Here is an 11190-nt window from a genome sequence, read left to right on the forward strand (position 1 = left end):
CGGTGGCGCGCGCGACCGCGGCCGGTGCGACCGTGGTGCGCACGGCCGAACCGATGCTGATCGAGGGCGAGGCGACCTGGCTGCTCGATCCGTTCGGCGCCCCGTTCGGGCTCGCCGTCCCGGCCCCGGGGCAAGCGGTTCCCGTGTCGACCGAACTCGGCCGGATGTCGCTCGTCGACCCGACCAATCACGACCTCGAGGCGCAGATCGCGTTCCAGCAAGCGCTCTTCCCGAGCGATGCGCACGATCCGATCGTGCCTCACGAGGTCTGCTTCTTCCGCAACGCCGAGGGCTTGGCGCTGCGCGGCTCCTACGAGGTCGCCGAAGAGGTCCGGCCCTTCCTGCCGCCGCACTGGCTGCCCTGGTTCAGCGTTGCGGATCAGTCCGCTGCCATCGACGCCGCTGCCGCGGCCGGCGGCACGGTCAACACGCGCGACAACGTGAATGGCTTCGGCACCTGGGGTGTCGTGGTCGATCCCGGCGGCGGTGTCTTCAAGGCGCTGCAGGTCGCGGGCTCCGCACTGTAACCGGCGCCCGCTCCTCCCACCGTCATCCAGACGACCCATTCACACACCGTATACACCTAGATCGAAGGAATCAGGACAATGACGTCTACGGACACAACCACTGCGACCGAGGCGGCGCCGGGCTCCGGCCGCCTCCGCGGCAACCTCGGCCCGCTCGCGATCGTCTTCATGGTGGTCGCCGCGGCCGCACCGCTGACGATCCTCGTCTCGTCGCCCACGAACATGATCAACGGCAACGGCGCGGGCCTGCCGGTGGTCTACTTCGTCGTGCCGCTGCTGCTCCTGCTGTTCGCGCCGGGCTTCGCGGCGATGACGCGCTACGTGCCGAAGGCCGGAGCGTTCTACTCCTATGTGACGGCCGGCCTCGGTCGGAAGGTCGGCGTCGGCGCCGGCTTCATCGCGCTCACCGGCTACCTGGTCTTCCAGAGCTTCGTGTTCACGCTGATGGGCATGACCTTCAACGAGACGCTCGTCGGCCTCTTCGGCGAGAACGCGTTCCAGCTGCCCTGGTACGTCTGGACCATCGCGATGATCGTCGTCGTCGCGATCCTCGGCATCTCGAACATCGACGTCAACGCGAAGGTGCTCTCCTTCGTGCTGATCGCGGAGGTGGTGCTCGTGATCATCATGAACATCGCCATCCTGGTCCAGGGAGGCACACCCGAGGAGGGCGTCTCGTTCACGCAGCAGTTCACCCCCGAGGTGCTCTTCTCCGGGTCGGTTCCGATCGCCCTGCTCTTCGGCTTCAGCATCGGCCTCGGCTTCGAGGCGACCGCGATCTTCCGCGACGAGGCGCGCGACCCCGAGAAGACCATCCCGCGGGCCATCTACATCGCGATCCTCTCGGCTGCCGTCTTCTACTTCTTCGCGCTCTGGGGCTTCATCCAGGGTTGGGGTACGCAGGGCGTGATGGAACTGCTGAACGGCGACGAGACCGCGCAGTTCTGGATCGTGTACGAGACCGCTTCGATCTACGTCGGCACGGTGTTCATGCAGATCATGCAGGTCGTGGCGCTCACCTCGATGTTCGCCTGCGTGCTGGCGTACCACAACATCGCGGCCCGCTACCTGCACTCGATGGGGCACTCGGTCCTGCCGCAGAAGCTCAGCTTCGTGCACCAGAAGAGCGGCGCGCCGTACATCGCCTCGCTGACGACCTCGGCGATCGCGCTCATCGTGATCCTGCTCTGGCTGCTCTCGGGCATCGACCCCTACGTGTTCTTCGGCTGGGAGATCGCGCTGGGCTCGCTCGCGCTGATGATGGTGTTCGTGCTGACGAGCATCGCGATCTTCATCTACTTCCGCAAGAACCCGGACAAGCGCAAGAACGTGTGGGTGTCGACGATCTCGCCGCTGCTGGCCTTCCTCGTCTTCGGCGGGATCATGGTCAACGCGATGATCAACTTCTCCGCGCTCTCCGGTGCAGTCGACAATCCGGGCCTCAACACCCTGCTGATGGTGCTGCCGGTGGTCTTCTTCCTGGTCGGCGTGGGCGCGGCGGCGATCGCCGAGAAGCGCAGCCCCGAGCGCTACGCGGGCCTCATCCACCACGAGTGACCCGCGGTGCGCGCAGGCGCCCGGATGCCGAGAGGCGTCCGGGCGCCTGCGCGTTCCCCGTTGTGCCGCTCACCAACGGAGCAGATCGCGGGTGTGCACGCGCCCCTGGCGATCCCGCGCCGGATGGGGTGGACTGGGAGCTTCGGCGGCGACCGCACCGCCTCATCGTCGTGCGAGGAGTGATCGGATGCTGAGAGCGGTGCGCCGTCCGTCGCGCGGCGCCGCGACCGTATGGGCGAACCGTTCGGCCCGGCTGCTCGGCGGCCTCGCGCTCTTCGGGATCGGCATCGGGCTCTTCGCGCGCGCCGCGATCGGCGTGCCGCCGTGGGACGTGCTGGCGCAGGGCGTCGCCTACGCGTTCGGCTGGACGTTCGGTCTCTCGACGATGGTCGTGAGCGGCGTCGTCCTGCTGCTCTGGATCCCGCTGCGTCAACGCTTCGGCATCGGCACGGTCATCAATGTGCTGGTCACCGGCCCGTTCGTCGACCTGACGATGCTCGTCGTGCCGGCGGGACTGCCGTTCCCGGTGCGACTCGGGCTCTTCGCCGGAGGGGTGCTGGCGCTCGGCATCGGCACCGGGATCTATCTGAGCGCCGGCCTGGCGCCGGGGCCCCGGGACGGCCTCATGACCGGCCTGCACGCCCTCACCGGATGGAACATCGGGCTGGTGCGCACCGGCATCGAGATCGGGGTGCTCGGCGTCGGTGCACTGCTGGGCGGCAACCTCGGGTGGGGGACGCTCGCGTTCGCGCTCACCATCGGCCCGGTCTGCGCTGTCACCATCCCCCTGTTCGCCCGCGAGCGGGGGACGGCCCGGCCGTCGTAGTTCCCGGCCGCTGTGCGGGCCGCCCTCTTTGCCGGAGGTTCCTGGTGCGCGAGCACAGATACTACTGAAGTGACCCAAACGTTTCTTCTAAGTGTTGAGAATCGCTCCCGGGGCTGGCTAGGTTGGTGCATCAAGCGATGGAGCCGACAGGGGGAAGACACGTGGATGCTGTTCAGGATCGACCGTCGGATCGACCCTCCGTCCACATCGAAGCCACCGGCGTCGAGAAGCGCTACGGGGGTGTTCGCGCGTTGCGCGGCGTCGACCTCTCCATCCGGCGCGGCGAGGTGCACGCGCTCGTCGGCGAGAACGGCGCCGGCAAGTCGACGCTCGGCAAGATCCTCGCCGGCTCCGTCTCGGCCGACGGCGGCAGGATCCTCGTCAACGGCCGACCGGTCAGATACCGTCGACCGAGCGACGCTCGCAAGGACGGCATCGCCATCATCGATCAGGAGCTCGCGACCCTCTCCCACCGCACGGTGCTCGAGAACGTGTTCCTCGGCAGCCACCACGCGCGCCTCGGAATGGTCAGCCGGCGACAGCAGTTCGAGGACTTCGACCGACTCGTCGAGGAGTACGGGTTCTCGGGACTGGACCCCCGGGCGATCGCGGGGGACCTGCGCGTCGCCGACCAGCAGCGGGTCGAGATCCTCCGGGCACTCGCGCGCAGCTCGGAACTCATCGTCATGGACGAGCCGACCGCCCCGCTCTCACGCCGCGAGGTCGAGCAGCTCCACGGCGTGATCCGCAGCCTCAAGGCGCAGGGCACCTCGATCGTCTTCGTCTCGCACTTCCTCGACGAGGTGCTCGAGATCACCGACACCGTCACCGTGATGAAGGATGGGCAGCGCGTCCGCACCTCGGCCACTGCGGACGAGACCAAGGACAGCCTCGTGCTCGGCATGCTCGGTCGGAGCCTGGACTCGGTGTTCCCCGAGAAGCGGGTCGCGCACACCGGCGACACGGTGCTGGCGGTGGAGGGACTGAGCCGCCAGGGCGTGCTGAAGGACGTCGGATTCACCGTCCGCGCCGGGGAGATCGTCGGACTCGGCGGCCTGGTCGGGAGCGGGCGCACCGAGACGCTCCGCGCGGTCTTCGGCGCCGATGCCGTCGACGCGGGCACCATCGCGGTGGCGGGCAAGCCCGTCACGCACCGTTCGCCGGCCGATGCGATGAAGAACGGGCTCGCACTGGTGCCGGAGTCGCGGAAGTCGCAGGGGCTGCTGATGGGGCGCTCGATCCACGAGAACATCGTGCTCCCGGCGCTGGGGCGGATCTCGCCGGGCGGCATCATTCGCAGCCGGCGGGAGTCGCAGCGGATCGAGGAGATGATCCGCGAGCTGGGGATCAAACTCGGCAGGAGCACCGACCCCGTGTCGACGCTCTCCGGGGGCAACCAGCAGAAGGTCGCGATCGCGAAGTGGTTGGTCGACGTGCCGCGGCTGCTGATGATCGACGAGCCGACGCGCGGCGTCGACATCGGCGCGAAGGCATCGATCTACAAGGTGCTGCGCGCGCTCGCAGACGAGGGAATGGCGATCCTGCTGGTCTCGAGCGAGCTCGAAGAGCTGCTCGGGCTGTCGGATCGGGTGTACGTGATGAGCCGGGGCAGGCTCGTCGAGGAGTTCACGGGCGACCTCGAGTCGCAGGAGGAAGCGGTGCTCACGGCCGCGTTCGCCTGAACCGGCGAACCGTGAGTCCGAAGCCCGAACGGTCGATGCAAGGGGAAATGGTAGTGAAGAACAGCGACAACGGCGGTATCAGTGTGCGCGTGGAGCACCCGCCGACGGATACGATCTCGATCCCGCTCCAGACGCGTCCGAGGGGAGGGGCGCTCGTCCTCGATCTGCTGCGCGAGTACGGCATCGTCGCGGCGACCGTCGTGCTGTTCGTCGTCATGGCGTTCGCGTCGGACGCGTTCCTCACCCCTGGCAACCTCCTGAACATCCTGAGCCAGAACGCGGCCGTCGGCATCATCGCCTGCGCGATGACGTTGACGCTGATCGCCGGCGGCTTCGACCTCTCGCTCGGCGCGATCTTCGGCGTCGCGACGATCAGCACGAGTCTGGTGATGAACGCGACGGGATCGATCGCGTTGGGCGTGCTCACCGGCCTCGGCGTCGGATTCCTGGCCGGTCTGCTGAACGGCGCGATCGTGACCTACGGCCGGATCAACTTCTTCGTCGCGACGCTCGCGATGTCGTTGATCTACCGCGGCCTCGCCTACGTGATCACGGGCGGCTTCATCGTGGTGGTGACCGCCCAGGCCTTCAGCTCCCTCTCACGGGCGCCGCTGTTCCTCGGCGTGCGCGCGCCGGTGATCATCTTCATCGTCTTCGCCCTCGTCTGCGGCTTCATCCTGAAGTTCACGGTGTTCGGCCGGCACATCTTCGCAGTCGGCAGCAACGACTACGCCGCGCGGCTCTCCGGCGTGAACGTCTCGATGGTGCGCACCTGGACGTACGTGATCGGCGGCGTGGCCGCCGCGATGGCCGGCCTCATCACGATGAGCCGCACGCTGAGCGTCGATGCGCAAGCCGGCCTGGGCATCGAGTTCGACGCGATCGCGGCAGTGCTCGTCGGCGGCACCTCGCTCATGGGCGGATCCGGTGCGATCTGGCGCACCGTCGTCGGCGTCATGCTGTTCGCGCTGATCAACAACGGCTTCAACCTGCTCGGGCTCGATCCGCTCTACAACAAGATCTTCGTCGGCGCGGTCATCATCCTCGCCGTCGCCCTCGACGTGTGGGGCAGGAAGCGCAGCAGCGCGGCATGAGGACCGAGGCGGGCGCAGGTCTGCGCCCGCGCACCCATTCACCATTCAGAAATCAAGATGCGAAGGAGCACATGATGGGAAAGACACGCACACGCGTATTCGTGGCAGGCGCGCTCGGTCTGGGGCTCGCCCTGACCGGTTGCGCTTCGGGGCAGGGCGGTGACAGCGGCGACGGCGGCGACGCGACCGGTGAGGTGAAGGTGGCCTACCTGGTCGGCCACGTCTCGGACTTCACCAAGGCGCAGCTGGCCGGCGTCGAGCGCGCGGGCGCCGAGCAGGGCGCCGCGGTCGACCTCGTGGCGGCCGAGGACTCCTCGGCCGACGGCCAGGACAAGAAGTGCCAGGACATCGTCACGGCGAAGACCTACGACGCCATCGTGCTCGACGCGGCGGACGGCCAGGCGCTGACCATCTGCGCAGAGGAGGCCATCGCCGCGGGCATCCCGGTCGTCTCGGGCTGGACGGCGCTCGGGCCGGACCCGCGTTCGACCGAGATCCAGATCGAGGGCCAGGCAGGTTCGGTCGTGCTGAACCCCGAGGAGTACTACGGCCAGATGTTCGACATCATCGTCAACGCCTGCGAGGGCATCGACCCCTGCAAGGTCGTCTCGGTCATCGGCTTCAAGGGCTACACCCCTGAGAACATCCGCGTCGAGAGCTGGGAGGAGCGGGTGCAGGATCACCCGAACATCGAGTTCGTCGCCTGGGGCGAGGACGCCTACGACGCCGCATCCGCGGTCCCCGTGGCGACCGATCTGCTGCGCGCCAACCCGGACGCTTCCGTCTACACCGGTTCGGGCGACACCACCACCGTCGCGGTGATCCCGGTGCTCGAGGAGCTCGGTCTCATCGGCAAGGTCAAGCTGATCGGCGACGGCGCCAGCGAGCGCGGCCTCGAAGCCGTGAAGAACGGCGACATGTACGGCACCGTGCCGCTCTTCCCGAACGAGCTCGGATACCAGGCGGGCCTCCGTGCCATCGCAGCCGCGAAGGGCGAGGCGATCCCCGATCCCGCCGCGTTGAACGTGAACGAGCTCTTCCCCGAGCTGCCGCGCATCATCGACCAGAGCAACGCGGACCTCTTCACCGCGGAGTGGTGAGCCGCGGGGGTGGGCCGACGCACCGCGCCGGCCCACCCCCGAACCCGCACGATCACGAACGGATGGAGCAGAGGAGAATCATGAAGGTCGCACTGTACGGAATCGGTGAGATGGGTGCGAGCGCGGCACGGCTGCTCGTACAGCGCGGGATCCCGATCGTCGCCGCGATCGCGCGGAGCCCGCAGAAGGTCGGCAAGGATCTGAGCGAGGTCGTCGGACTCGACGAGCCGACCGGTGTGATCGTCTCCGACGACGCCGCCGGCGAGTTCGCACGGACGGAGCCCGACATCGTGATCCTCACGACGAACAGCTATCTGGCGGACCACGAGCCGTTCCTCGAGACGGTGATCCTGGCCGGCGCCAACGCCATCACGATCGCCGAGGAGGCGTCCCACCCCTGGCGCACCTCGCCCGACGCGACACGTCGCATCGACGCTCTGGCGCGCGAGCACGGCGTCACCGTCTACGGCGGCGGACACGAGGACGCCTTCTGGATCGGACTCGGGGCGCAGATCATCGGCGCGGCCCATCGCGTCGACGCGATCCGCTGGGAGTCCCGCTGGAACCCCGACACCTGCGGGCCGGAGATCCTCTCGTCCCTCGGCGTCGGCGAGCGCCCGGACGGCGACCCAGCTCCGGTCGACTGGCAGCCGAACATGCCGCGGCCGCCCTTCGCGCTGCCCGCGCTCGACGGCCTGGCCGATAGGCTCGGCCTGCCCGAGGGGCCCCGCACGGTGACGACGGAGTACGTGCTCGCCGAGACGCCCACCTGGAGCTGGGCGCTCGACCGCGATATCGCCGTCGGCGAGATCGTCGGCCTGCGCGACCGGGTACGGCGGGATCCGCAGGCCGAGGGAGAGCCGCTGCTCGAGTTCACCGTCTCCGGCATCCTCAAGCCCGGCGTGCACGACAGCGGGGAATCCTGGGAGATCGAGGGGGTGCCGAACCTGCGGATGGAGACCGAGTTCTCCTCCGGCGCCCACCAGGTCACCGGTCAGGTGGTCAATCGCCTGCAGGACGTGATCGATGCCGCACCCGGCTGGGTGAAGCACGCGGAGATGCCCGCGATCGCCTATCGGGGCTGATCGCCGACGTCGTCGGAAGAACCCGAGCGGTCTGCGCAGACTGCTCGGGTTCTTCCGCTCGCCCGGGGAGCACCGGTACGGCGCGTCAGGCCTCCGGCTGCTCCGCGAGCAGGTAGGCGGCGCCCACCGAGCTCGCGTCGAATTCGAGCTGGTCGGTGCGCGACCGGATGGTGACGGCGTCCCGCGCGTAGCGCTCCATGCGCTTGCCGCGCATCATCTCGCTCGACCCGGTGGCGCGCATCACCTGGTCGAGCGTCTCCCAGACGAGACGCTCGGCCGTGAAGTACACGCTCGCTATGCGCAGCGCCTTGTCGGTGGTGAAGGGCTCGGCCCCTTCGACCGAGCGGCGGGCGTTGTCGCGATAGAGCCGACCCCCGGAAGTGGAGAGCGCGGCGGCCGAGTCCGCGGTCGCGAAGGCGAGGCCGGTCGCGCGCTGGAAGTCGATGTGCTGCGCCTTCGGCTCTCCGGTGCCGCGCAGCTTCTTCGTTGCGGCATGCGCCACCAGCTCGTCGACCGCGGCATAGCCGAGGCCCACCGCCACGGCGGCGATCTCGCCCTCCGCGAAGCCGCGGAAGACGCCGCCGTACTCGGGATTGCCGTGCAGCGCGCTGCCGGGGGTGTCGCCCGAGTGGAAGAGGTTGAAGCTCTGCTCGATGATGAGGCGGTCGGGCACGAAGGCTCCCTCGACGCGGATCGAGTTCGAGCCGCTGCCGCGCATGCCGATGACGTCGCCCCAGTCGTCGAGCACCTCGAACTGGCCGCGGTCGAGGATCAGCCAGTGCGCGTCACCGCCCGCGGGGTTCGGGACGAGCGGCAGGAAGTGCGTCGAGTACGGCGAGCCCGAGCAGTAGCGCCAGGTGCCCGAGAGACGGTAACCGCCGGCCTCGCGCACAAGCGTCATGTTCTGCCCGCCGCCGCTCGATGCGGCGACGACCTGCCCGCGGGCGCCGAAGACCTCGGCCTGCGCCTCCTCGCCGTAGTACGAGGCGATCTGCAGGGCGTGCCCGGCGCCGAGGCACAGGCACCAGCCGGTCGATGGGCAGCCCCGGGCGATCTCGCTGACGACGCGGAAGAAGGCGGCGACGCCGAGTTCGAGTCCGCCCAGCGCGCGCGGCTGGAGGATGCGGTAGAAGCCCTCCTCCCAGAAGCGCTCATGGATGTCGGGCGCGTAGCGCCCCGCATCCTCGGTCGCCTGCTGCCGCTCGCGCAGGACAGGGCGCAGCTCCCGGGCGACGTCCAGGAGGTGCTGCAGTTCGGCCGCATCCGCATCGTTCGTCACGTAGAGGCGAGCCGAATCGAACTCGGCGCCCCGGGGCCCCGGGGCGAACGCCCCCAGACGCTGCCCGTCCATCAGCGCGGTGCCCGGCGGGGTCTGCACGTCTCTGGTCATCGTTCTTCACTCCTGTGTTCGAGTAGTCGGCTCGACGCGGGTCGAGAGATCCAGGGCCAAGCCTAGGAATCGCGGGCGGGCGGGCCGATTGGTCGGCGGCACATGACTCCGCCGAATATCTGTCTCGCGGAAACATCGGCGGCCGACTCCCGTCGGCCAAGCTGGCTCTTGTCCTCGAGTCGTCTCCGATGGCGGGCGGTGCTCGTCGCCCGGGGGAGACGCATCGACCCCCTCTCAGGAAGGCTGGCACACGCATGTCGCGCGGTGAATTTCTCAAGAGCTCCACACGGCGGGAGACGGCGATCCTCTTCCCGCCGGCCGACACGAGCGACTTCGGGCTGAGCGGTCCGAGCAGCCTCGGCCCGTCGACCGAGGCTGACCCCGAACTGCGCGAGCGGATCGACGGCCTGCTGCGGAGCGCCCGCGAGATCCGCCCTACGCTGCGCGCCAACCAGGCGCGCACCGAGGCGGAGGCGACGTACAGCCCGGAGGTGCACGAGTTCTTCGCGGAGCGCGGGATCTACCGCGCGCTGCGCCCGCGGCGCTTCGGGGGCGAGGAGATCGGGATCCCGGGATACTTCCGCCTGATCTCCGAGATCGCCCGGGGCTGCCCGTCGACCGCCTGGTGCGTGTCGCTGGGAGCGGGCCATAACCTGCAGATCGGCTCCTACTGGCCCGAGCGCGCGCAGCGCGAGATCTTCGGCGTCGGCGACTACTTCCTCGCGCCGGGCTCCAGCAGCGGTGGCAGCGACGTGCGAGTGACCCCGGTCGACGGCGGGTACCGGATCTCGGGCTTCTGGCGCTACTGCTCCGGCGCACCCTACTCGACGCACTTCCACCCGACGGCCGTGCTGCCGGAGACGGGCGAGTCGGCCTGGCTCGTCGTCCCCCGAGACGACTACGAGATCATCGGCGACTGGGGCCAGGTGCTCGGCATGCGGGGCAGCGGTTCGAACTCGATCCGGATCGCGGACGCGTTCGTGCCCGAGCACATGGTCGTTCCGTGCAACTGGATGCGCGACTGGGAGGGCCCCACGGTCGGCAGCGAGCTGCACGGCAACACGGTCTACGCTGGCACCTTCGGCGCCTTCGCCGAGGGCGAGGTGGCCGCCGTCTGCATCGGCCTCGGCTACGCCGCGCTCGACGAGTACGAGCGGGTGATCTTCGGATCGAAGGCGCCGTACGCCGCAGACGGTTCGAAGCGCATCGAGCACGAGGACTGGCGCCGCACCTACGGTATCGCCCAGGCACAGATCGACGCGGCGGCGGGCAGCGTGCAGCACGCCGCCCGCCTGTACGAGATCTACGCGGAGGAATCCGCGACCGGCGTCCAGCCGTTCACGGCCGAGCGCACCTCGCGCCTCAGCTATACCCACTTCGTCGCGCAGCAGCTCGTCTGGGACGCCGTGCAGTCGCTCGTGAAGACCGCCGGCACCACGCAGCTCGCCGGCGAGGCGCGTCTCCAGCGGTACCTCCGCGACATCATCACCGCGAACACGCGGACCGACAGCCTGGAGTACGGCGCCGAGAGCCTGCTCCGCGCCCGCTACAGCGTCCCGCAGGAGGAGGTCGTGCCCTCCATCCCGTAATCGCGACCCGGCAGCCGGACGCAGAGGCCTGCTCACCCGACCGCCGACCAGAAAGAACCGGATTCACTGTGCGACGGACCAAAGACCGTCCGAGACCCGGCTCGGCAGAATACAACAGCACTCAGGCGGGCGCCCGCCGCCGAACCCGACGGCGTAGCGGCCGATCCGCTCGATCCACCAGTCCGTGAACAAGGAAGTTTCAGGAACCATGACTACTCGCAATATCCTTCGCGAACTCCGCAGCGCCGAGCTGCAGCGCCGCGCCTTTCTCGGCCTCGCCGGTGTCGGCGGCGCACTGACCCTCGCAAGCTGCGCGACCGGCGCGCCGGCCGCCTCGGGC

At 69.0% G+C, this 11190-nt stretch carries 9 protein-coding genes; 8 read left to right on the forward strand and 1 reads right to left on the reverse strand.

All coding sequences use genetic code 11. The annotated features are described in order from the left end of the window. From ACFPZL_RS06270 to ACFPZL_RS06300, 7 genes are all read left to right on the forward strand, one after another. On the forward strand, positions 1–527 hold a 527-nt coding region (locus tag ACFPZL_RS06270; protein WP_382334900.1), incomplete at its 5' end, for a VOC family protein. 78 nt (positions 528–605) lie between these two features. Then, positions 606–2084: an APC family permease gene (locus tag ACFPZL_RS06275; protein WP_218114922.1), complete on the forward strand. Its 1479-nt coding sequence runs from the start codon at positions 606–608 to the stop codon at positions 2082–2084. A gap of 187 nt (positions 2085–2271) precedes the next feature. Continuing rightward, positions 2272–2910 (forward strand): membrane protein YczE, encoded by a 639-nt coding sequence (yczE, locus tag ACFPZL_RS06280; protein ID WP_218114921.1) that lies wholly within the window; start codon positions 2272–2274, stop codon positions 2908–2910. A gap of 161 nt (positions 2911–3071) precedes the next feature. After that, the gene (locus ACFPZL_RS06285; RefSeq protein ID WP_218114920.1) at positions 3072–4592 is read left to right on the forward strand and encodes a sugar ABC transporter ATP-binding protein; all 1521 of its coding nucleotides are present in this window, start codon (positions 3072–3074) and stop codon (positions 4590–4592) included. Between the two features lie 53 nt (positions 4593–4645). Further along, entirely contained in the window at positions 4646–5686 is a 1041-nt protein-coding gene (locus ACFPZL_RS06290; RefSeq protein WP_218114919.1) for an ABC transporter permease, read from the forward strand. Between the two features lie 74 nt (positions 5687–5760). Beyond that, entirely contained in the window at positions 5761–6786 is a 1026-nt protein-coding gene (locus tag ACFPZL_RS06295; protein WP_218114918.1) for a sugar ABC transporter substrate-binding protein, read from the forward strand. Positions 6787–6866: 80 nt separating this feature from the next. After that, positions 6867–7871 (forward strand): hypothetical protein, encoded by a 1005-nt coding sequence (locus tag ACFPZL_RS06300; protein WP_218114917.1) that lies wholly within the window; start codon positions 6867–6869, stop codon positions 7869–7871. An 85-nt stretch (positions 7872–7956) separates the two neighbouring features. On the opposite strand, the gene ACFPZL_RS06305 is transcribed toward ACFPZL_RS06300, so the two are convergent. Further along, the gene (locus ACFPZL_RS06305; protein ID WP_218114916.1) at positions 7957–9261 is read right to left on the reverse strand and encodes an acyl-CoA dehydrogenase family protein; all 1305 of its coding nucleotides are present in this window, start codon (positions 9259–9261) and stop codon (positions 7957–7959) included. A gap of 254 nt (positions 9262–9515) precedes the next feature. Here ACFPZL_RS06305 and ACFPZL_RS06310 point away from each other — a divergent pair, with 254 nt between their 5' ends. Beyond that, a complete protein-coding gene (locus ACFPZL_RS06310; protein WP_218114915.1) occupies positions 9516–10850 on the forward strand; it encodes an acyl-CoA dehydrogenase family protein in 1335 nt (444 codons plus the stop codon). The last annotated feature ends 340 nt before the right edge of the window (positions 10851–11190 follow it).

Source organism: Leucobacter soli (genome assembly GCF_042659205.1).
Classification (GTDB): domain Bacteria; phylum Actinomycetota; class Actinomycetes; order Actinomycetales; family Microbacteriaceae; genus Leucobacter; species Leucobacter soli.

Coding starts and splice junctions, on each gene's coding strand:
- ACFPZL_RS06275 (WP_218114922.1), top strand. CDS start 606: ATGACGTCTACGGACACAACCACTGCGACCGAGGCGGCGCCGGGCTCC.
- yczE (WP_218114921.1), top strand. CDS start 2,272: ATGCTGAGAGCGGTGCGCCGTCCGTCGCGCGGCGCCGCGACCGTATGG.
- ACFPZL_RS06295 (WP_218114918.1), top strand. CDS start 5,761: ATGGGAAAGACACGCACACGCGTATTCGTGGCAGGCGCGCTCGGTCTG.
- ACFPZL_RS06300 (WP_218114917.1), top strand. CDS start 6,867: ATGAAGGTCGCACTGTACGGAATCGGTGAGATGGGTGCGAGCGCGGCA.
- ACFPZL_RS06305 (WP_218114916.1), bottom strand. CDS start 9,261: ATGACCAGAGACGTGCAGACCCCGCCGGGCACCGCGCTGATGGACGGG.
- ACFPZL_RS06310 (WP_218114915.1), top strand. CDS start 9,516: ATGTCGCGCGGTGAATTTCTCAAGAGCTCCACACGGCGGGAGACGGCG.